Source organism: Pseudoalteromonas rubra, from assembly GCF_001482385.1.
In the GTDB taxonomy this organism is placed as follows: domain Bacteria; phylum Pseudomonadota; class Gammaproteobacteria; order Enterobacterales; family Alteromonadaceae; genus Pseudoalteromonas; species Pseudoalteromonas ardens.
The window spans coordinates 1,084,051-1,106,376 of sequence record NZ_CP013611.1 but is presented as its reverse complement, the minus strand read 5'-3'; the positions used below and the strand labels follow the sequence as shown (position 1 = coordinate 1,106,376).

Annotated in this window: 22 protein-coding genes; 17 read left to right on the top strand and 5 right to left on the bottom strand. The window is 46.2% G+C overall.

Going from position 1 to position 22,326, the window contains the following annotated elements:
- Positions 1-200: 200 nt before the first annotated feature.
- A complete protein-coding gene (gene cysB / locus AT705_RS04920; protein ID WP_049866017.1) occupies positions 201-1,178 on the top strand; it encodes an HTH-type transcriptional regulator CysB in 978 nt (325 codons plus the stop codon).
- A gap of 87 nt (positions 1,179-1,265) precedes the next feature.
- Here cysB and AT705_RS04915 read toward each other — a convergent pair whose 3' ends face one another.
- The 3 genes from AT705_RS04915 to pabB form a co-directional block, all read right to left on the bottom strand.
- Complete coding sequence (locus AT705_RS04915) at positions 1,266-2,642, bottom strand: L-serine ammonia-lyase (RefSeq protein ID WP_058795730.1); 1,377 nt, start codon at positions 2,640-2,642, stop codon at positions 1,266-1,268.
- A gap of 195 nt (positions 2,643-2,837) precedes the next feature.
- Entirely contained in the window at positions 2,838-3,395 is a 558-nt protein-coding gene (locus AT705_RS04910) for a CoA pyrophosphatase (protein ID WP_058795729.1), read from the bottom strand.
- A complete protein-coding gene (gene pabB / locus AT705_RS04905) occupies positions 3,392-4,735 on the bottom strand; it encodes an aminodeoxychorismate synthase component I (protein WP_058795728.1) in 1,344 nt (447 codons plus the stop codon). The genes AT705_RS04910 and pabB overlap by 4 nt, the downstream gene beginning before the upstream one ends.
- A gap of 225 nt (positions 4,736-4,960) precedes the next feature.
- Here pabB and AT705_RS04900 point away from each other — a divergent pair, with 225 nt between their 5' ends.
- The 10 genes from AT705_RS04900 (at position 4,961) to AT705_RS04855 (ending at position 15,252) form a co-directional block, all read left to right on the top strand.
- The gene (locus AT705_RS04900) at positions 4,961-6,487 is read left to right on the top strand and encodes a fumarate hydratase (protein WP_058795727.1); all 1,527 of its coding nucleotides are present in this window, start codon (positions 4,961-4,963) and stop codon (positions 6,485-6,487) included.
- A gap of 427 nt (positions 6,488-6,914) precedes the next feature.
- Entirely contained in the window at positions 6,915-7,955 is a 1,041-nt protein-coding gene (locus AT705_RS04895) for a Leu/Phe/Val dehydrogenase (RefSeq protein WP_058795726.1), read from the top strand.
- A 53-nt stretch (positions 7,956-8,008) separates the two neighbouring features.
- A complete protein-coding gene (locus AT705_RS04890; RefSeq protein ID WP_058795725.1) occupies positions 8,009-8,656 on the top strand; it encodes a CatA-like O-acetyltransferase in 648 nt (215 codons plus the stop codon).
- Positions 8,657-9,051: 395 nt separating this feature from the next.
- Positions 9,052-9,822: a DUF3450 domain-containing protein gene (locus AT705_RS04885; protein ID WP_010381823.1), complete on the top strand. Its 771-nt coding sequence runs from the start codon at positions 9,052-9,054 to the stop codon at positions 9,820-9,822.
- Between the two features lie 6 nt (positions 9,823-9,828).
- Positions 9,829-11,193, top strand: a complete 1,365-nt coding sequence (locus AT705_RS04880) for a MotA/TolQ/ExbB proton channel family protein (protein WP_049865936.1) — start codon at positions 9,829-9,831, stop codon at positions 11,191-11,193.
- Positions 11,193-11,717, top strand: coding sequence for a MotA/TolQ/ExbB proton channel family protein (locus tag AT705_RS04875; RefSeq protein ID WP_010381817.1), 525 nt, complete (start codon positions 11,193-11,195; stop codon positions 11,715-11,717). The genes AT705_RS04880 and AT705_RS04875 overlap by 1 nt, the downstream gene beginning before the upstream one ends.
- Before the next feature lie 14 nt (positions 11,718-11,731).
- Positions 11,732-12,136, top strand: coding sequence for an ExbD/TolR family protein (locus AT705_RS04870; RefSeq protein ID WP_010381814.1), 405 nt, complete (start codon positions 11,732-11,734; stop codon positions 12,134-12,136).
- Positions 12,136-12,750, top strand: a complete 615-nt coding sequence (locus AT705_RS04865; RefSeq protein ID WP_021032687.1) for an energy transducer TonB — start codon at positions 12,136-12,138, stop codon at positions 12,748-12,750. Before AT705_RS04870 ends, AT705_RS04865 begins: the two co-directional genes overlap by 1 nt.
- Positions 12,751-12,762: 12 nt before the next feature.
- A complete protein-coding gene (locus AT705_RS04860) occupies positions 12,763-14,025 on the top strand; it encodes a tetratricopeptide repeat protein (RefSeq protein ID WP_058795724.1) in 1,263 nt (420 codons plus the stop codon).
- Between the two features lie 198 nt (positions 14,026-14,223).
- Positions 14,224-15,252: a hypothetical protein gene (locus AT705_RS04855; protein WP_058795723.1), complete on the top strand. Its 1,029-nt coding sequence runs from the start codon at positions 14,224-14,226 to the stop codon at positions 15,250-15,252.
- Here AT705_RS04855 and AT705_RS04850 read toward each other — a convergent pair.
- Positions 15,239-15,592, bottom strand: a complete 354-nt coding sequence (locus AT705_RS04850) for a TraR/DksA C4-type zinc finger protein (protein WP_058795722.1) — start codon at positions 15,590-15,592, stop codon at positions 15,239-15,241. The genes AT705_RS04855 and AT705_RS04850 overlap by 14 nt on opposite strands.
- 35 nt (positions 15,593-15,627) lie before the next feature.
- On the bottom strand, positions 15,628-16,620 hold the full coding sequence (locus tag AT705_RS04845; RefSeq protein WP_058795721.1) for a tRNA-dihydrouridine synthase: 993 nt from the start codon (positions 16,618-16,620) through the stop codon (positions 15,628-15,630).
- Between the two features lie 165 nt (positions 16,621-16,785).
- On the opposite strand from AT705_RS04845, the gene AT705_RS04840 reads away from it, so the two are divergent.
- The 6 genes from AT705_RS04840 (at position 16,786) to dnaX (ending at position 22,305) form a co-directional block, all read left to right on the top strand.
- Positions 16,786-17,220: an HvfA family oxazolone/thioamide-modified RiPP metallophore gene (locus AT705_RS04840; RefSeq protein WP_010381799.1), complete on the top strand. Its 435-nt coding sequence runs from the start codon at positions 16,786-16,788 to the stop codon at positions 17,218-17,220.
- A 25-nt stretch (positions 17,221-17,245) separates the two neighbouring features.
- Entirely contained in the window at positions 17,246-18,082 is an 837-nt protein-coding gene (locus AT705_RS04835) for an HvfB family MNIO-type RiPP peptide maturase (protein WP_058795720.1), read from the top strand.
- Entirely contained in the window at positions 18,082-18,828 is a 747-nt protein-coding gene (locus tag AT705_RS04830) for an HvfC family RiPP maturation protein (protein WP_058795719.1), read from the top strand. The genes AT705_RS04835 and AT705_RS04830 overlap by 1 nt, the downstream gene beginning before the upstream one ends.
- 147 nt (positions 18,829-18,975) lie before the next feature.
- The gene (locus tag AT705_RS25940) at positions 18,976-19,098 is read left to right on the top strand and encodes a hypothetical protein (RefSeq protein WP_010381788.1); all 123 of its coding nucleotides are present in this window, start codon (positions 18,976-18,978) and stop codon (positions 19,096-19,098) included.
- A gap of 165 nt (positions 19,099-19,263) precedes the next feature.
- On the top strand, positions 19,264-19,809 hold the full coding sequence (gene apt, locus AT705_RS04825) for an adenine phosphoribosyltransferase (RefSeq protein WP_058795718.1): 546 nt from the start codon (positions 19,264-19,266) through the stop codon (positions 19,807-19,809).
- Positions 19,810-19,815: 6 nt separating this feature from the next.
- Positions 19,816-22,305 (top strand): DNA polymerase III subunit gamma/tau, encoded by a 2,490-nt coding sequence (gene dnaX, locus AT705_RS04820; protein ID WP_058795717.1) that lies wholly within the window; start codon positions 19,816-19,818, stop codon positions 22,303-22,305.
- Positions 22,306-22,326 lie beyond the last annotated feature (21 nt).

The window sequence follows — 22,326 nt, the reverse complement described above, 5'->3', positions numbered from 1 at the left end:
TAACAAGAGACTTGAAAATCCACCAAATTCCATCATTTTTTAGTATAGCTTAATGCTTGGAAGCTGGCTCTAATACACTGGGGAAAGTATTGTCCTATCGGATATACTATAATTATGCTAGGCTGAGTCATTATTTGCCTGTATCTAACGATAATTGGCCTAGTCGTACACCAGATAACAATTAAAACAAATGCTTAGTTATGAAATTACAACAACTGAAATACATAGTTGAAGTTCTGAATCACAATCTCAATGTGTCAGCAACCGCTGAAAGCTTGTATACCTCCCAGCCGGGAATTTCCAAGCAAGTGCGTATGCTGGAGGACGAGCTTGGTGTACAGATCTTTGGCCGCAGTGGCAAACATCTCACCCATGTTACCAGTGCTGGCAATGAAATAATCAATATTGCCCGAGAGATATTGTCTAAGGTAGAAGGCATTAAAGCCGTTGCCAACGAACATACTTTACCCGATCAGGGTAAGCTCAATATCGCGACCACACATACACAGGCGCGTTATGCGTTACCAAATGTGATCCAGGGGTTTATGCAAAAATATCCGGCCGTGTCATTACATATGCACCAGGGTACGCCGCAACAAATCTCTGATGCGGCTGCGCGAGGTGATGCAGACTTCGCCATCGCAACGGAGGCGCTTCATCTGTATGGCGACCTGATCATGCTGCCTTGTTACCACTGGAATCGCAGTATTGTGGTGACGAAAGATCACCCATTGGCAAAGAAAGGCAGTAACATCACAGTTCAGGATGTAGCAAAGTTTCCTTTGATCACTTACGTGTTTGGTTTTACCGGGCGCTCTGAACTAGATAAAGCCTTTAATGCACATGGACTATCTCCGCATATCGTTTTCACTGCCACGGATGCTGACGTGATTAAGACCTATGTCCGGTTGGGGCTGGGAGTTGGTGTGCTGGCAACGATGGCCGTCGATGAAATCACTGACAATGACCTGGTATGCATTGATGCCAGTCATTTGTTTGAAGCAAGTACAACCAAGATTGGATTCAGAAAGGGTAGTTTCCTGCGTGGTTACATGTATGACTTTATCGAGCGGTTTGCGCCACATCTGACTAAAGACTTGGTTGAACGCGCCAGCCTGATGCGCAATCAGGACGATGTTGATGCGTTGTTTGAAAACACCGAGTTACCAGTCAAATGAATGAGCACATCAGGTTGCTGAATGTGACTTGAGATTAGACATTAAAAAAGCCGCAAAAGCGGCTTTTTTAATGTCTGACGGTAAGGATTAACATTCAATAATATTAACCGCTAGCCCACCACGTGCTGTTTCTTTATATTTGGTTTTCATATCATTACCAGTATCCAGCATGGTTTTGATAACCTTATCTAAAGACACTTTTTGCTCACCACTGCCACGCATGGCAAGACGTGATGCATTGATGGCTTTTACCGCGCCCATGGCGTTGCGTTCAATACATGGGACCTGTACCAATCCACCAACTGGGTCGCAAGTTAACCCCAGATTATGTTCCATCCCTATTTCAGCGGCATTTTCTACGTGTACCACATTACCGCCCATAATTTCTGTGAGTGCGCCAGCTGCCATAGAGCAGGCAACCCCCACTTCACCCTGGCAGCCAACTTCAGCACCTGAGATAGAAGCATTTTTCTTGTACAAAATCCCAATTGCTGCGGCAGTGAGCAGATAGCGGGTTGCAATTTCAGCATCCACTTCTTTGATAAACGTATGGTAATACATGAGGACCGCAGGTAGGATCCCGGCCGCACCGTTTGTTGGTGCAGTTACTACACGGCCGCCAGCTGCATTTTCTTCATTGACGGCCAGCGCAAACAGATCAACCCAGTCCATTGCCCGGAGTGGATCGTTGCTGTTTTCAACATTCAGCTTTAAATACAAGCTTGGTGCACGACGTTTTACTTTTAGCCCGCCGGGTAAGATGCCTTCAGTGCGCATACCGCGTTCAATACAGGCTTTCATTACTTCCCAGATATGAAAAAGCTCTGTTTTGATTTCTTGTTCACTACGTAGCGTTTTTTCATTGTGCATCATGAGTGAAGAGACACTCAGGCCTGTTTCTTTACACATTTCGAGCAGTTGTTGCGCATTCTCAAAAGGATAAGGCGCTGGATTTTGCTCACGCACATCTAATGCGGCTTGTTTTTCAGTGTCAAACTGTTCTTCAGTGACAATAAAGCCACCGCCAATGGAATAATAAACCTGGCTATGTAGTAGCTCTGAGCCTGAGTACGCCTGAAGCTCCATGGCATTGGAGTGTTTGGGCAGCGTTTTACGACGATGGAAAACAATGGCACCTTGCTTAGGAAAATCAGCTTTATGAGTTTTATCCAGGTAAATCACCTGCTCACGCTCTATGGTATCCAGGATCTCAGGGACTTTGTCCGCATCTACCGACTCAGGATCATATCCAGCCAGCCCTAAGATCACTGCTTTGCCAGAACCATGTCCAATGCCAGTCTGGCCTAATGAGCCGAATAGCTCTACTTTTACTGATGTGACTTTATCAATGATGCGGTTGCTTTGCAGATCTTTAACAAACAGACGTGAAGCACGCATAGGCCCAACAGTATGGGAAGATGACGGTCCAATACCAACACTGAACATGTCAAATGCACTAATCATAAATTCTACTCAACATTGCCTCTGAACGGGCGCACATCATAACGTTAATTATTGCATAAGTAACCCACTTCACAGCAAAATTGTATACAGTTTTAAGCGGGTGCGCTGGTATTGTAATCAGGAGTGGGTAAAAAATACTGAAATCTGTTCAAACTCATTTAGTTAATATGGGTATTGTTGTCAGTGCTTAGCTGGTCATGCCACCCTGGCAAGTAACTGCTGAACAATCTTCGCTGTGGCTCCCCAAAGCAATCCATGTTCTGTCATAAGGGCATTGAAGGTCACTGTTTTTCCGCGCAACCGCGTTTGAACCGGTTGCCAGACCTCTTGTTGTGCGAGTAAAGATAAGGACAGGGTGAACACCTGTTCCACCTCATCACTGTGGGTTTGCCAGGTCGCGCTCTGCGCTAAGGTTGCCAGCACAGGTGTAATACGAAAGCCGGTCAATGTCGTATGCAAAGGTAAAATACCGACCGGGTTAACTTGTAGCGGATCGAGGGCAATTTCTTCCTGACTCTCTCGTAATGCTGTGGTGATCACTGATTTATCCTGTAATTCAACCTTGCCACCCGGAAAACAGAGCTGACTTGGATGGTTGCGCAGCTGGGCACTGCGCTTACATAGCAACACAGACGCTTGCCCATCCACCTCAAGTAAAGGTACTAATACTGCGCTTTCTTGACCTTGCCCTAAAGCAGGCGCCTGATCCGAAGCACTTAAACTAAAGCGGCTGATGACATGTTCTAGATTCATAGGACGGGGAGTATCTTGTTCACCTTGTGATAAGTCTCCTGATACTCTAACTCACAGTCTGAGTCTGCGACAATCCCTCCACCGGCCCAGCAGTGAATTTTTTGCTGATGACAAACTAAGGTTCGGATAGTGATCGAGGTGTCCATGGCCCCACAGGCACTCAGGTAACCAATGGAGCCGCAATAGGCGCTGCGTCGGTGCGGTTCTAGTTCTTCGATGATTTCCATTGCTCGGATCTTCGGCGCTCCGGTGATTGACCCCCCTGGGAACGCGGCTTTGAGCTGATCAACAGCTGTTTTGCCTGCAGCTAATTGCGCGGTCACTGTGCTCACCAGGTGGTGTACTGCGGGAAAGCTTTCAATTTCGAATAGCTTAGGCACTTGCACACTACCAGGTGTCGCCACTTTGCCAAGGTCATTGCGTAGCAAGTCTACAATCATCACATTTTCTGCGCGATCTTTGGGGCTCTGTTGCAATCGGCTGGCTTGCTGGGCATCTGCATGTTTGTCGCTGTGTATTCTGGGCAATGTACCTTTGATTGGTTTAGTCTCAACCTGGCCATTGCGTACTGAGATGAAGCGCTCTGGTGACACAGACACGATGGCATTTTCTTCAAGATTAATAAATGCAGAAAAAGGTGCCTGATTATTGGCGCGCAGTGTTTTATAGGCCTGCCAGGGGGAACCCTGATAATCGGCACTGAATCTTTGTGCCAGGTTTATCTGGTAACAATCACCACTTTTCAGGTACTCATGAATGCTGGCAAATTTGTGCGTATATTCTGACTGGGTCATATTGGCCTGCCAGCGACTGGTGAGTCTGAAGGTATCGCTATCACTGCAACCATTTTGAATCAGTGACAGGTAAGTATCCAGCCGGTCGTATCCAGGTTGCGTAACAAAGTACCATTGATTGTGCAGATTATCGCGTATCAGAGCATCAGGGTACAGACCTGCTATCATATCTGGCAGTGTAATGTCTTGCTTCGCAATTTGAGGCAGGGTCTCTATATATCGGCCAAGGTCATAGCCAAAGTAACCGAGCCATCCCCCCGTAAAGGGCATATCTGTATGTGACGTTGAGTCGAGCGCTGCGAGCTTGTCTTGCATTATGGTGAAGCCATCTTGCTCAACCTGCTTACCATCGAGGTAAAACTGACCCTCTCTGGCTTCTAGTATGCACAGTGGGTTGATACTCATGATATCGAAGCGGCTATTTTCGTGATTGGCATCACTGGAATCGAGTAAGACTGCCAGTTGCTGGGAGGCGAGGGTGTCAAACACCTCGATGGTTGATAAAGAAATGTCTAGTTCAATGGAATTACTACTTGGATTTGTCATTTACTGAACCCGAATGCTAGCCCGAAACGGGCGAGGAGGGTATCATAATTATCATTGAATCCCTAGTGCGTTTCCTTGTATTCCGTCGAGCGATTTTAGATAAGTGCAGGACTTTGGTCGCTAATCTATGATTGCGATACTCACTCATCGCAAGATGGTATATAATCGCGCCTCTCAATAAACACCGGTTTGACTCGTCACAGGCCGGAGAATAAAGGAACCGTCATGAGTACTATCCGTCAGCAAGACTTCATTGACAGCATTGAAGATGCATTGCAATACATTTCTTATTATCACCCGTTGGATTTCGTGCAGGCTTTAGAAAAGGCTTACGACAAAGAGCAAAGCAAAGCGGCTAAAGATGCCATTGCCCAGATCCTAATTAACTCTCGTATGTCAGCAGAGGGCAAGCGTCCTTTGTGTCAGGATACCGGGATCGTGACCTGTTTTGTAAAGGTCGGTATGGATGTTAAATGGGATAAAACAGACTTGACTGTCCAACAAATGGTAGATGAAGGCACACGTCGCGCTTATACCAACCCGGATAACCCATTGCGTGCTTCAATCGTTGCCGATCCTGCTGGTGCTCGTAAAAATACCAAAGACAATACGCCTTCTGTTGTCCACATTGATATGGTCCCGGGCGCAGAAGTTGAGGTGATGATCGCTGCCAAAGGTGGCGGCTCTGAAAACAAGACTAAAATGGTCATGCTTAATCCATCAGACGATGTTGCTGCCTGGGTAGAGAAAACACTGCCAACAATGGGGGCAGGCTGGTGTCCGCCTGGCATGCTGGGTATTGGTATCGGTGGTACCGCAGAGAAAGCCGCGGTTCTGGCGAAAGAGTCATTGATGGATCCGGTCGATATTCATGAACTTCTTGAGCGTGGCGCGCAAACAGCGGAAGAGAAACTACGTCTAGAAATCTTCGAACGTGCAAACAAACTCGGCATTGGCGCGCAGGGCTTAGGTGGCTTAACAACTGTGGTTGACGTGAAAATTAAGTCTGCGCCTACTCACGCTGCATCTAAACCAGTTGTGATGATCCCAAATTGTGCTGCAACACGTCACGTACATTTCACGCTGGACGGTTCTGGTCCTGCTGATCTTAAAGCGCCTAAGTTAGAAGACTGGCCAGAAGTAACCTGGGAAGTTGGAGAAGATACGCGTCGTGTTAACCTGGATGAAATCACCAAAGAAGATATCCAGGACTGGAAAATGGGCGAGACCGTGTTGTTATCTGGAAAGATCCTGACGGGTCGTGATGCAGCACACAAGCGTTTGCAGGACATGATCAACTCAGGCGAAGGGTTGCCAGAAGGGGTTGATTTAACTAACAAGTTTATTTACTACGTAGGCCCAGTAGATGCTGTAGGCGACGAGGTGGTTGGTCCTGCAGGTCCAACAACATCGACGCGTATGGATAAGTTCACCGATCTGATGTTAGAGAAGACTGGCCTGATCGGCATGATAGGTAAAGCAGAGCGTGGTCCTGCAACTGTAGAGTCTATCAAAGAAAACAAAGCTGTTTATCTGATGGCTGTGGGTGGTGCTGCGTATTTGGTAGCTAAAGCGATTAAGAAATCTAAAGTCGTTGCGTTTGAAGACCTAGGAATGGAAGCTATCTACGAATTTGAAGTAGAGGACATGCCTGTCACTGTTGCTGTAGACAGCGATGGTGTTAACGCACACACTCAGGGGCCGGCAATTTGGAAAGCTAAGATTGAAGAGCTGGATAGTAAGCTGAAATAACGGCAATCCGAATTGATAGATAAAGAGGGCATGTCCCTCTTTTTTTGATCTGGTCGCTTTGTATTGTTCTGAACTGCTTTCAAACGCCACACTGTGAAACAGCTATCTGCTTTTTCTGAACGCGCTTTCTCATCTCATCAGATCTCTACTTATCGTACAAATAACCATACACATTCAATAATGTTGACGTTTACGTAAAGATTAACCTCTAAAAATCGTGAAAATAGTGAAGAATTAAACTCATATAGTTAAATTAACTGCATAATCAAGCTAATATATGGCTATTTTATGTATCATGAAGGCAGGTTTAACGCTTTTAAGGTCAATATCAACTCATATTCTGGATTGGTTAGGGAGTTAGTGATACAGTTCGATCAATTTCAGCGCTATCTGACTTAAAGTCAGTCTATAACGGAGAACAAACAAAGTGGCTGTATTTAACCAAGTTGAATTTGATAACCACGAACAAGTAGTTTTTTGTTCTGATGAAGCATCGGGCTTGAAGGCAATCATTGCCGTTCATAATACTAAGCTTGGCCCTGCGGTAGGCGGTTGTCGCCTGTGGGACTATGCAGATGATGCCGATGCAGTCTATGACGTTTTACGTCTCTCGAAGGGCATGACTTATAAAAACGCCGTAGCGCGTTTGCCTTTTGGTGGTGGTAAATCTGTGATCATTGGTGATGCTAAGAAAATCAAATCTGAAGCGTTATTCAGAGCATTTGGCAAACACCTCGAACGCCTCGGTGGTAGTTACTATTCAGCAGAAGACGTTAACATTACCACGGGTGATGTAATGACAATGCATAAAGAGACCAATTATGTAATGGGTCTCGAAGGCAAAAGTGGTAACCCGTCGCCTTTCACTGCATTGGGCACGTTCCTGGGTATTAAGGCTGCTTACCAACACAAACATGGCCATCAAGACCTGTCTGGTGTGAAAGTATCTGTTCAGGGACTAGGCGCAGTTGCTTACACTTTGTGTAAATACTTGCACGAAGCGGGTGCGCAGCTGTTTGTGACCGATATTAATCAGGCATCGATTGATAAAGTTGTGAACGACTTTGGTGCAACTGCGGTGAGCATTGATGAAATCTACGACCTGGATGTGGATGTTTATGCGCCGTGTGCACTGGGTGCAACCGTAAACGATGAGACTATCCCTCGTATTAAGGCAAGCATAATTGCGGGCTGTGCGAACAACCAGCTTGCAGAATCAAGACATGGTGAGATCTTGCGTGAAAAGGGTGTGCTGTATGCACCTGATTATGTCATTAACGCGGGTGGTATCATCAATGTATATTATGAGACAAAACCTGAAGGGTACAGCGAAGAAGCCGCAACTAAGCACGTTGAAGGCATCTATGACACCCTGACTGAAATCTTTGCTCGTTCTGATGCTGAGCAAAAGTCAACTCACCTGATCGCCGATGAGCTGGCACAGGAGATCATCGCAAACGGTTTGTAATCGTGAGCTGATGCAATCAATATAGAGGGGGATTACTCCCTCTGTATTGAATTATGAAAAAAATCACATCCTCAGACTGGCCCAGAGCCGACCACTTTGACTTTTATCTTGGCTTTGAACAGCCTTATTTTAATATTACTACTCGCCTTAAGATGGGCAAGCTATACACCTTGTGCAAGCAACAGCAACTCTCCTTTACCTATAGTTATTTGTATTGTCTAAGTAAAGCTTGTCAAAATTACGAACCTATTCGCTACAGGATAATGAACAGCTATCCTTGCGTTGTTGATCAAGTTGAGATGAGTTGCGTATTTTTGCGTGAAGACAGAAGCTTTCGATTCGTACCTTTGGTTGCTTGTGATGATATCCACGACTACATTAAAGAGAATGTAGCGCAGAAAAATGTGTATCTGGAACAGCCTTTGGTTAGTGAACACTTTTTGGCGACTTCTGAAACTCCTCAGCAGCTTTATTTATCCATTTTGCCTTGGTTGGATTTCAGTAGCTTTAGTCATGCCCGTAACGCAAAAGATAACCTTGGCATTCCAAAGTGTGTTTTCGGACGCTTTGATGTACAAACAGGTGAATTGCCATTCTCTATTGAAGTGCACCATGCTTTGATGGACGGCTTACACGTAGCAGAATTTATCCAGGAAATAGAAATACAATGCAGGTTATTGTGTGAACAGTTATCAGGCTAAGCCTTCCTCGCTTGCTGTCTTTGTTGTTGCGTAAAGGTGAATGTTAAGTGTTCAATAAATGCCTAGGTCATTGATATTTAAAACGAAATAAATTACTGGTTTGTGCAAAATTAAAGCGATGGATTAGGGCTAAATAGCTGTAATAAAATGTAAAATAAGTTGCTTTGTGTATGAAATATAAGTGCTTAAGGTTTTTATTCTTGGTTTCCTTGTTAATACAATGTTTTTTTTCAATTTATTTCATCGCGACAAGCAAAAATTGTTTTAAACATGAAGTTGACATGGGCAATAGCATTTAGCATTATTGCACGGTTGATACTGCTAAAAGTATCCGGGGTACTCTCTAAGAGAGTGCAAAAATTATAAAAGTAACATTACTTAATTGGTTGGGAACTATGTCTGTTAAAATCAGAAAGAGCCTTGTAGCTTCAGCGCTTTTTGGCGCAGCGGCAATTGCAAGCAGCAATGTGATGGCAGATCCTTTGAATGACATACAAAAAGTAGGTCAGCAAACTCAAACGGCTGCTAAAAAGTCTCAAGACAAGATTGATGGTATCTACGGTCAAACTATCGAAATGGTAGCTGAGTACCGTGGAATTGTTGACGAAACAGAACTTCTGAAAGTTTACAACGACCACGTAGCACGTTTGGTTGCAGACCAAAATGCAAATATCGAATCTCTAGAACGTCAGATCGCGACGGTTGATAAAACTAAGCAAGACGTTGTGCCTTTGATGTATCGCATGATTGATACACTCGAGCAATTCATCAAAGCGGACGTGCCGTTTGATACTGAAAAGCGTCTAGAGCGTATTGAGAGATTACGTGAGACACTTACTAATGCAAAAGTAACGACGTCTGAAAAATATCGTCAGGTACTTGAAGCATACAGCATTGAAACCAACTATGGTTCAGCAATGGTTGCTTCTCAAGGTTCTCTTGAGATCAACGGTAAAAACATCAATGTTGACTTCGCCCGTCTAGGCCGTATCGCATTTGTTGCTCAGTCTTTTGACCAGAAGCAAGCGTGGGTTTGGAACACCAGCAGCAAGCAGTGGGATCAGTTAGGTGAAGAATATCTGAAGCCTATCAAAGACATGATCCGTATCGCACGTGGTCAGGCTGCCCCAGAACTAGTTAAACTACCTATTTTCGGCGCGGAGTAATAAAACATGAAGAAACTATTTAAAGGTTTTGCCGTTGCTGCAGCATTAACAGTTTCTGCTGGTGGCGCGTTGAACGCACATGCAAGCACTGAGTCTCTGGATAAAATCCTTGAGCAAGTAAAGCAGAACCGTATCTCTGAAGGTAAAATCAACAAAGCTCGCGAACAAGAGTTCCTGTCAGATCGTGCTGACAAGCAAGCTTTGCTGAACAAAGCTAAGCGTGACCTTGCTGCTGAAAAAGCACGTGGTGAGCGTCTTAACAAGGAATTCAAGCAAAACGAAGTAACACTTGCTGAAAAAGAAACTGAACTACTTAACGCGCAGGGTACCCTGGGTGAGATGTTCGGTGTGGTACGTCGTAACGCTGCTGAAGCAATCGGTGCTATCGAAGCGTCAATCATCAGTGCTGAAAAGCCTGGACGTTCAGAAGTACTTCGTTCACTGGCAGCTGCTAAAGAACTACCAACTACTCGCGAGTTGGAAGAGCTTTGGATTGCTTTCCAAACTGAAATGACTGAGTCTGCAAAGATCTCTACGTTCGAATCTGAAGTAGCAGAACTAAGCGGCGACATCAATGTTAAACAAGTAACGCGTGTTGGTAACTTCAACCTGGTAACTAAAGACGGCTACGTTGTTTACGATGCAGAAAACAAACAAATCGTACCTTTAGGTAAGCAACCTTCTTCAGACGTTCTGGCAACTGTTGCTGATCTTCTGAGCACGTCTGCTAACCAGTACACACCTTTCGTTGTTGACCCAACGCGTGGTGCTATCCTACGTCTGAACACTCAGCGTGCAACTGTTGAAGAACGTTGGCACCAGGGTGACACAGTAGGTTACATCATCACTGCATTGTTGGCTCTTGGTGCGTTAATCGCAGTTGTTCGTTTCCTAGACCTAATGCTGGTTGGTGCGAAGATCAAGGCGCAAATCAAGAACGCTAACAACCCAAGTGACAGCAACCCACTGGGTCGTATCTTGAAAGTGTATCATGACAACAAGAACCAAGACGTTGAAAACCTTGAGCTTAAACTTGACGAAGCAATTCTACGTGAAACGCCTCGCATCGAAGCTGGTATCAACATCATCAAGATCCTTGCAGCTATCGCACCGCTACTAGGTCTACTAGGTACGGTTGTTGGTATGATCTTGACGTTCGAATCAATCACACTATTTGGTACTGGTGATCCGAAGATCATGGCAGGTAACATCTCTCTAGCTCTTGTTACTACTGCGCTTGGTCTAATTGCTGCGCTACCGTTAATCCTACTTCACGCTATCGTTGCGGGTCGTAGTAAATCTATCCTACACATTCTTGACGAGCAAAGCGCGGGTATCGTTGCTGCGCACGCGGAGAAGGAGAGAGCATAATGCTAGTCCTGGTGGAGACGTGGGAATCTATCAGGGATTTTGTTGCTACAGGCGGCGATGTATTATACGTGGTCGCGATAGCACTCTTTCTAATGTGGGTATTAATGATTGAGCGCTATTGGTTCCTATTGGCTGAATTTCCTAAAATTAAAAAGGGGATTGTAAGCAGATGGGATGCCCGCCAAGATACTACATCTTGGTACGCACACAGAATCCGCGATGCATGGATTTCTGAAGCGTCTGAAAAATTAGATGAGCGCATGTTGATTATCAAAACATTGGTTGCAATGTGTCCGTTAATCGGTCTACTCGGTACAGTAACAGGTATGATTTCGGTATTCGAAACCATGGCTACACAAGGTACAGGTAACCCTCGATTGATGGCCTCAGGCATCTCAATGGCAACGATACCAACAATGGCTGGAATGGTTGCGGCACTATCAGGTGTATTCTTTAGCACCCGTCTTGAAGCGAGAGCTAAGATGGCTAAAGAAAAACTAATTGATAGCTTGCCACATCACTAGAGAGAGATTTTATTATGGCACGTAAACAACGTTTTCGTGAGGAAGAAGAAGCAGCAGTAGACATGACCCCGATGCTTGACATCGTATTCATCATGTTGATCTTCTTCATCGTTACTACCTCTTTTGTTAAAGAGGCCGGTATTGAAGTTAAAAAGCCAAAAGCTGCGCAGGCACAACAAACTAAGAATGCGAACATCTTTATCGCTATCCGTGAAAACGGTGAGATCTGGATGGACAAGCGTCAGGTTGATGTTGAGCGTGTAAGTGCGAACCTTGAAAATCTGTTAGCTGAGCAACAAACCGAGACCGTTATTATCCAGGCGGATAAAGGCGCGAAACACGGTGTAGTTGTTAAGGTAATGGACCAGATTAAGGCAACTGACGACGCCTTGAAGATTTCAATAGCTGGAGCTAAGTGATGATTCGATTTCTGTTTTCACTTCTTGCAGGTGGGGCAGTAACCTTCGGCTTATTCTTCTTTATGTCCTATCTAATCTCAGGAGGAGCGGATAGGGCTGATAACAAGAAGGAAGAGATCATAGTCGAGATTATGTCGAATCCGCCTGAATCAGATGTGCAGGAGAGGAAGCGTGTACCGCCTCCACCTCCTCCACCGCCAAAGCAGCCGCCTAAACCGCAGCCGCCTCAGCCTGAGAATGCTAACCCAAATGCAGGTGCAATTGGCTTTAACATGCCTAGCATCGACATCGGTGGCACAGCTGGTGGTTTAAGTGGTCCTGGTGATTTCGGTCGTGACGGTGAAGCAACACCTATCGTTCGTATCGAACCTAAGTATCCGCCTCAAGCAGCGCGTGATGGTAAAGAGGGCTGGGTACAGCTGCGCTTTACTATCAATGAGCTGGGCGGTGTAGATGACATTGAGATCATCGATGCTGAACCAAAGCGTATTTTCAACCGTGAAGCAAAACGTGCGCTTCGCAAATGGAAGTACAGACCTAAAATCGTTGATGGTAAGCCTCAGAAACAACCAGGTATTACTGTACAACTCGACTTTAAACTTAACCAAGACTAATAGGAGTAAGGTATGAAGCAAATGTCTAAAGCAACAGCTCTTGCTCTGATGATGTCTTTGGCTGGCGGTGCTTTAAGCACTGCCGCGTTTGCCGCTCCAGATCCTGCAAAGATCGAAGCGCGTAAAAATGCCAAAACCAAGGTTATGGGTGAGCGAGTAGGTAAAAAGGTTATCAAAGCGTTTGATTTATATAACGAAGACAAAGTTGATGAAGCAATTGCATTATTGCTTGAGATCGACGCGTCTGATGATTTCGACCGCGCTACGGTAAACCGTTACCTGGGTAACTTGTATGCTCAGAAAGAAGAGTATCAAACAGCAATTAAGTACATCCGTCAGGCGATTGCACCAGATGTGTTGAACTTTAAAGATCAGGGCGATCTTATCAAGTTGTTGGGTGACCTTCTGATTGGTACTGAGCAGTACGACGGTGCCAAGAAAGCTTACTACGACTGGATGGATTTCACTGGCGAACAAGACGCTAAAGTGTATGGCCGTATTGCTCAAGCAAACTATGAACTCAAGCAGTTCAGAGATGTGATTGAGCCTGCGGACCAGGCAATTGCGTTAAACAAAGAAGAACCGAATAAGTCATTCTACATGCTTAAAATTGGTTCTTACTTTGAGCTTAAGCAGTTTAAAAACGCCGTAAAGGTGGCTGAAGAGCTGGTGAAATTATTCCCTGAAGACCCGAAAATGTGGACTCAGTTGGGCTCCTTCTATATGCAAACGGAAGACTATAAAAAAGGTCAGACCGTGATGGAAGTGGCTTATAAGAATGGTTATTTTGAAAAAGAAAACCATTATAAAATTCTGAGCAGCTACTACTCATTGAACGAAATTCCATACAAAGCCGCCAAGGTGATGGAAAAGTCGGTCAAAGAGGAGAAGGTTAAGCGCACTAAGCAAAACGTAACGGCAATTGCCAGCTACTACCATCAGGCTAAGCACATCAGTGATGCTGCTAAGTACTATGAAGAAGCTGCAAAGTTCGACGAAGATGCTGAATTATACCGTAAAGCCGGTAGTTTGTTACTTCAGGACCAACAGTACAACGCAGCCGTTGTTCGTTTGAACAAAGCGCTGGAACTGGGTTCTAAGAAAAAAGGTACAATCTACTCAGACTTAGCGGAAGCTTACCTCTATCAGGAAAAGTATAAGCAAGCATATACTGCGATTGTTAAGGCTCAGGAAGATCCTAGAACACGCAAATTTGCTCGCAGCTGGGCCTCTTTCATCAAAGAGAAAGCACAGCGTAAAGGCATCAGCCTTTAAGTCGAAAAAGCCCCGCAAGGGGCTTTTTGCTTTTATAGCCCCAGCTCACCTAACGCTGTCATCAACAGTGCTATTCTCGACCTTAGTACACTGATTTAAGTACTAAAACCTCTCCTTATCTTTGTTATAATCTAACCCGATTGGGATCAGCTGTGCCTAGTGCATATCTGCAACGTGAAACAAAGTGGATAAACCGACATGAAAACCTCTCGGCGTTATGTGTCCTCAGCACTTGTGCTGTTGACTATGATGAGCGGCTGTACTGAACCGCAAGTAAACCTCCCTTACACAGAGTTGTCTGCGCAGCTCAAACAACTTAATTGGTTTTCATCAACAAGTCAGTTACAGGTCTTGGCTGAGAATGAGTTTGCCGGATTGCCTTTTACTGAACTTTATTTGAGAAAACGTCACGATCTTTTGTTGCGCGCAGATCTGACTAGCTTCGGGGAAGTGGCGGTGCAGGAAGCTCAGTATCTGAGCATACAGCAGAGATACCCTGAACGCTTTTTACCCTGGCCGGTACATATTAATCTCCCCAAGGTTGCAAAATTGCAAGGTGTGTCGTCTTCTCAATTGGATACCTGGTACGGATATGTAGAGTCACGTCTTAACGAAGCCCGGGAAAGTAAAATAGTCCTTAACCGGTTAGAAAGAAATCAGTTACTTGAACATCTTACGCCTGAGGTAACCAGACAATCACAAGCTGCGCGGCAGCTGATGAAGTATTTGGAAAGTTATCGGGTCAGATCGTCACTGGGTATGTACCAGCTGCCGAACGGTAAAGAGTGGTATCAGAGCAAGCTCAATTTCTATAGTGGCACTGTTAATGCGCCTGAATCCTTGTTGAGTGAATTACAGAGTGTCACAAGTAATACCAGGGACGTTATGGTACAGTTGAATTACAAGACCAGTGAACCTTTGGTACATCAGTTGCTGGCTAAGTGCGATAAAGCTGCGGGTTTAAACTGGCGGGACCAATTCGTATCTTTGCGCCAAACTGCCAGTCAATGTGACACCAAGTGGACTAAAGGCGAACTTCAATTCGCCACAGTCATGATGGAAGTGGATTTGGGGGTTCATTACTTTGCTTGGTCGCAAAAGCAAGCACTGTTGGCACTGCAATCTAGGTTAGCGCTGAATGAAGACCAGGCCTTTGTTGTGTTAAAGAATATCCTTTTCTTTCCTGCAACCAGCTTTGCGCTGTTAAACCAAATTACTTCTGCTTAGCCAGGCACTCAAGGCACCTTTGTGCGGCTGGGTCAACAGCGAGCAGGGTGTCTTCAATTTTTTTCTCACAGTCGCAGCAGTAGCCAAACTGGCCTATGTCCATCTGGCAAATCGCGGCTTCTACTTTGACCAGGCGTTCAAAGTTCGGAAATTGACCCGGACAGATCCTGTCAGTCGCGATATCGACCCATTCGTGTGGTGGCGCTGACTGTAGTGTGCTGATCAACGCCTCGGTCGCATGGTTACTGGCTTGCTTCAAATCCGCAAGAAACTCGTGTCGGATCTGGTCGAGCTCAGCCTGCAGTTTTACCTGATAGTGATTCTTTAAATTCTCATTCATGGCGCTCTTCTCCTTTTCTGAGCATCCATTATCTATTAGGCAGTCGGCTCATTGTTATGATTTGAATCAAGCAGCGGGGACTTTGCGTATTTATCCAGCACGGATACCACGTCATCTTTGCTTTTCAGACGTTTTATTTCATCGAATAAGGTATGAGCCTGAGGATACTGTAACTTTAAGTAACCTAGCCACTGTTTGGTGCGTGAGGAAAAGTACTTTTCACCCACCTCAGGGTCCTGATGCATTGAGGAATGCAATATGTGGTAAACCACTTCCTGCCACTCAAGTGGACGGTAGTCTCGTCCTTCGACGTGTGCTTTTATCTTGGCGGCTAGATCCGGTGTTGCCAGGGCGCCGCGGCCTAACATCAGATTGTCGCAGGCGCTGCGCTGCTGGCAACGCATGGCGTCTTCTACCTGCCATATTTCGCCATTGGCAACAACAGGAATTGTCAGTCGCTCTAACAGCGGAGGAATTTTTTCCCAGTAGGCCGGTGGCTTATAGCCATCCCGTTTGGTGCGGGCGTGGATCACCAGACTGGATGCGCCTGCGCTTTGCACGGCGTCGACAATTTCGGTGCTGTTTGCATCGTCGTCAAAGCCGAGTCGAATTTTGGCACTGACTTCATGCTCGTGCGGTACCGCTTCGCGAACAGCGCGAATGATCTGATATATTTGCTCAGGCGCTTTGAGCAGTACTGCGCCACCTTTACTCTTGTTGACCGTTTTAGCCGGACACCCAAAATTAAGATCAACACCGTGAGAGCCTAGCTTTACGGCTTTTCTGGCATTCGCGGCCAATGCATGGGGCACCTGGCCAAGCAGCTGAATGCGCACAGGCGTGCCTGCGCGGGTTAAACCGCCATTGAGGAGTTCAGGACAGTAACGGACAAAGACACGGCGCGGCAGTGTCAGGTCTACAACACGAATAAACTCAGTGACACACATATCGAACCCACCGAGATCAGTGAGTAGTTCGCGCATTTTGAAATCGACAACGCCCTCCATCGGGGCCAAAAATAGTTTCATTATTACCGCACCAGAAAAAATTCGCGCTATTCTATACGAGAGGAGCAGATTATTAATAGGGAAATGGAGATAAAAATTTCTCAAATACTGAAATAAATATCTTCAGTCCGTGGTCTACTAAGCGAATCATCCATTTTTTATTGCTACCGATTGAGAGAGAACAACATGAAATCAGTAAAGAAAACTAACACACTTGCAATGACATTAGGTGCTGCTGTCGTTACTGCGGCTACATTCAGCGCACCAGAGGCTGCTGCTAATCCATTTAGCTTTGAGCAGATGACAGCTGGTTATCAGTTAGACGCAGGTGAAGGCAAATGCGGCGAAGGTAAATGTGGCGGTGATGCTAAAGGTAAAAAAGAAGGCAAATGCGGCGAAGGTAAATGTGGCGGCGATGCCAAAGGTAAAAAAGAAGGCAAGTGCGGCGAAGGTAAATGTGGCGGCGATGCCAAAGGCAAAAAAGAAGGCAAATGCGGTGAAGGCAAATGTGGCGGCGATGCCAAAGGTAAAAAAGAAGGCAAATGCGGCGAAGGTAAATGTGGTGGCAAAACCAAAAAAGAAGGTAAGTGTGGTGAAGGCAAATGCGGTGGCCACGCATAATTTGTGATCAGGCTAAGGAGTGATAATGAATAAACCGTTTGGTATGGTGGGTATGGGCCTGAGGCGTGAAATGCTGGATGAGATTCTGGCTACGCCGCCTCAGCAGGTAGACTATTACGAAGTCGCACCAGAAAACTGGATGACGCTCGGTGGCAAATACGCTGCTCAGTTTTCAGAGTTAACGGCCCGGCACCCATTTGTCTGTCATGGTTTATCATTATCACTTGGATCACCGGCACCGCTAGATACCGAGTTTGTCAGTGATCTGAAGTCTTTTTTTAGCCAACATAACATACGCTGCTACAGCGAACACTTGAGCTATTGTTCAGGGGACGGACACATGTATGATTTGATGCCGATCCCTTTTACTGAAGAAGCCGTCATGCATACCGCTGCACGGATCCGGGAAGCGCAAGCACGCCTGGAGCGTCGTATCGCGGTAGAAAACGTCTCCTATTACGCAGCACCTGGTCAGCAATTATCAGAGTTGGATTTTACCCTGGCGGTATTGGAAGAAGCTGATTGTGATTTGCTGCTGGATGTGAACAATATTTACGTTAACTCAATTAATCATGGTTATGATGCCAGCGCATTTCTAGCTGCGATGCCCAGTGAGCGGATTGCATATGGCCACATTGCCGGTCATTATGTTGAGGCAGAGGATCTGCTCGTCGATACGCATGGCGATGCAGTGTGCGACCCTGTCTGGCAGCTATTGCAGGAGGCGTATCGCATACATGGTGTGTTTCCGACTTTGCTTGAACGAGACTTCAATATTCCCCCTATGCCTCAGTTATTGGATGAGGTGGATCAGATCCATGCCTTACAGCGTCTGGATAAATCACATAGAGGGATCGCCTGATGTCATTTCAGCAAATCCAGGCCGATTTTATGGCTCACATTAAGAACCCTGGCAAAAACCCTGCGCCGAAAGACATTGAAGACAGGCGCATGCAAGTTTATCGCGAGCTATTTTTCAATAATATTGAAGGATTTGTCGCCTCTACATTTCCGGTGCTGAAAAGCCTCTATGATGAACAAGCCTGGCTAACTTTGGTACGGGCGTTTTTTAGTCAACACGATTGCCTGTCTCCTTACTTTTTGGATATTAGCCGGGAATTTTTGGGCTTTTTGCAAGAAGGGTATACATCTACACCTGCGGATCCGCCTTTTATGCTCGAACTGGCCCATTATGAATGGACCGAATTGGAAGTTGCGATTGTGCAGGAAGCCGAAGCAGAGTTGCCAATACCGCTGCCTTTGTCTGAGCAGTCGGGGCTGTATCTGGCACAGGCTGCGCGCAGTGTAAGTTATCAGTATCCTGTGCATCAGATAACTTGTGACTATCAGCCCCAGAGCACCTCAGGCCCTCATTGTTTTATTGTTTATCGCGACAGAGCATTTGACGTACAATTTATCGAAACTAACCCGATGACGGCATTGTTGGTCCAAAATATTGTTGTCAACCCCGGGATAACCATAGGTGGGTTGGCTGCACATCTGGCCGAGCAATTTAGCCAATTTGACGAAGAGACCCTGATTAATGGCGCAATCCAGACGCTTAGTCAGTTTGTTCGCCTTGGCATATTGGTCGATAAAAAAGCATAATTCCCCTTTATCAGCTTGTTAAGTTCGATTATTATGGGCGCCGTTTTGTCGTGCTTATGCTGAGTGCAGGACAAGCGGCTGACTCTGGACAGTTTTGTCCACTTTAGGCTGTTTGCTCACCCAGCGCTTAATAAATAAAGGTGTAATATGTCTAAAGGTGATTTCAAAGATCCGTTCAACGCGAAGTATTTCCTGGCTTTTATCGCTGTATTTGCTGGCATTGGTTGCCTGAATGCAATTCTAGGCTGGGCGACTGCACTGAGCGCTTAATCGCTACATAGAACCTAGAGTTAAAAAGCCACCTGTCGATTGGGTGGTTTTTTTCTATCCGAAGATTGTGAATTTATCGCAAAATCCTGCCTCCTGGCATTTCATGTGAATGCTTTCTTGTTATAATCGAGCTCTTTGATATTAAAACTTATTAAGCATTCAATTATGACACAAGCAAATTTGTCACTGATTAAAGACAGCATCGCAACGGTTCCTAACTATCCGAAAGAAGGGATCATGTTCCGTGATGTCACAACCTTGTTGGCTAATCCGGCAGCTTTTAAAGCAACGATGGATTGCCTGGTTGCAGCATACAAAGATCAGGGATTCACCAAAATCATTGGTACTGAGTCTCGTGGCTTTATCTTTGGTGCGCCTTTAGCTTATGAACTGGGTTTGCCGTTTATTCCGGTACGTAAGCCAGGTAAGTTACCACGTGAAGTGATTAGCCAATCTTATCAGCTTGAGTATGGTGAAGATGTGTTAGAGCTGCATACTGATGCTGTAGAGCAGGGCGATAAAGTTCTGTTGGTTGATGATTTACTGGCAACTGGTGGTACCATTGAAGCAACCGCTAAACTGGTTGAGCGCCTTGGTGGTAAAGCAACCGATGCCGCTTTTGTCATCTCATTGCCAGAACTGGGCGGTGAGAAGCGTGTTACAGACATGGGCATTAAAGTGCTTAAACTGGTCGAGTTTGACGGCGAGTAACGCACGATGAGTTATCAGGTTCTGGCGCGTAAATGGCGCCCACAGTCGTTCCACGAGATGATGGGGCAGGAGCATGTTAAACAGGCGCTCATAAATGCATTGAATGAGCAACGTTTGCATCATGCCTATCTGTTCACAGGTACTCGCGGAGTGGGTAAAACGACCATTGCCAGGATCTTCGCTAAGAGCCTGAATTGTGAGGTGGGGATCACCTCCACCCCGTGTGGTCAATGTAGTGCGTGTGAAGAGATCGAAGCCGGTAAGTTCATTGATCTCATCGAGATAGATGCTGCATCGCGCACAAAAGTTGAAGACACGAGAGAAATTCTGGACAACGTGCAATATGCGCCAACTCGCGGTCGCTACAAAGTGTATCTCATCGATGAAGTGCACATGTTGTCCAAGCATAGCTTTAATGCTTTGCTTAAAACTCTGGAAGAGCCACCGGAGCACGTTAAGTTTCTGTTGGCGACCACAGATCCACAAAAATTACCGATCACCATTTTATCGCGTTGTTTGCAGTTTAACCTCAATGCGATGGCACAGAGCCAGATAGTAACGCAACTGTCGCAAATTTTGCCTCAGGAATCTGTCAATTTTGAAGAGCCCGCGCTAGAAGTACTGGCTAAAGCCGCAGACGGCAGTATGCGTGATGCGCTCAGCCTGACCGATCAGGCGATTGCACAAACTAATGGTCAGTTGAGTTTGCCCGCAGTACAGCAAATGCTGGGCCTGATGGACAGTAGTCATGCGGTATTACTGATGGCAGCTGTACTGTCACAAGACGGGGAAGCCTTACTAGCGGAAGTTGCGGACATCGCACTGAAAAATGGTAATTTTACCAGCGTACTGGATGATTTGATTAGCTTACTGCATCTGGTGCAGTTAACTCAGTTGGTTCCTCAGGCGGCTAATTTTGGTCAGTTTGAGGCTGAGCAAGTGAAGACGCTAGCGCAGCAATTAACGCCGCAAAACACCCAGTTTATGTATCAGTTATTGTTGGCCGGAAAAAAAGATCTGAGCTGGGCGCCTGAGCCGAAGCTGGGCTTTGAAATGATCATGTTGAGATTGCTGGCATTTGAACAGGCTGACTTTAGCCTGCCGACTGGTTCGGTACCTGCCTCAGCTGCAAAAGATCCTGGAAAGGTCAGCAAACTCAGAGATATGCTGAGTACGAAGCCACGTGGTCCACAGGCGCAAACCAGTGCATCTGCCCCTGAACATCCTAGTGCATCAACGCAAAGTCAGGCGGTAACGCCAGATCCGCAGCCCGCACCGCAACAGAACGCGGAAGTGGCTGCACAGTCAGGCGCAACACAGACACATCAGAGTGCTCCGCCTGCACAGGTGCAACAAAATGATGTACCAGTTATTGCTCACAAAGCGGATGTCCCTGCGCACCAAGTTCCGGTATCGCAGGCCATACCAGAGCGAGTGGCACCAGTTATTCAGGGTGAAGGCGCAGCTCCGAAACAGACTCCTCCTTCAGCACCTCAGTCGATGCCGGGCGATGCCTCGATTGAGCAACAATACCAGGACATTATGGCTCAGGCCGAATCTCAGGGGTATGAGCAGTACCAGAGCGAGCCTCAGTCTCAGCCAAAGGCAGCGCATCAGCAATCGGATCCGACATTGGATCAAGGTCAACAACCGGAGCATGCACCGGTTCAGCAACTTGCACAAAAGCAGCAGCAAGCGCAGTCGGCCATTGCCCGAATATTACAAAACCGGCAAATTTCCGGGGCGGGTAAGTTATTGCGAGGAGAGGACGAAGGAAAAAAGTCTGAGCCACAGCAGGGAGCTGGACCTGAGTCCGGCGCTGTTGCATCAGGCAGACATTTCCCGCCAACGTCAGCAGAGCCTGTGCAAAGTGGACCTGCGGAAACCCAGATGCAAGAGCCAATGCCTCAGCAAAGCTTTCAGCCTGTTGCACCGGTCCGTAAAGCTAAAAAGCCAGATATGGCTGAGCGCTTTAAAAAAGATGAAAGTAAGCTGGCGCCTGAGCTGCTTGAGCAATTAGCACCACAAGCTCCAGGCGAGCAAGAAACGCAGGAAAATACACTGGATATTCCTGCTCCAGAGAATTTTGTCAGTCCAATCAGCGATATTAAATTCGCTTATCAAAAAGATGACTGGGCGCAGATGATTGAACAAATGCAGCTCGGTGGCCGGGTAAGGCAGTTTGCACTGCATGCCATGTTTAATCGTCAGGACCAGCACTGTACATTACAAGTGGAGCAAAGTCAGCAGCATCTGGATTCCAGTATGCTCAGAGAAAAACTGCATGAAAGTCTGACTGAGCGACTAAATGCACCGGTCGAGTTGAATATCGAATTTGTTGACGCAGTGAACAACACGCCATTTCTTATCCAGCAGGATATTGATCAGCAGAGATACCTGCAGGCGGTTGATGCGGTTAATCATGACCCCGTGATCCAGGCCTTTGCCCGTGAGTTTGAGGCCTTGGTCGATGAAAAATCGGTAAGGGCATTGTAATTGCGAGAGTAAGCCCTTATC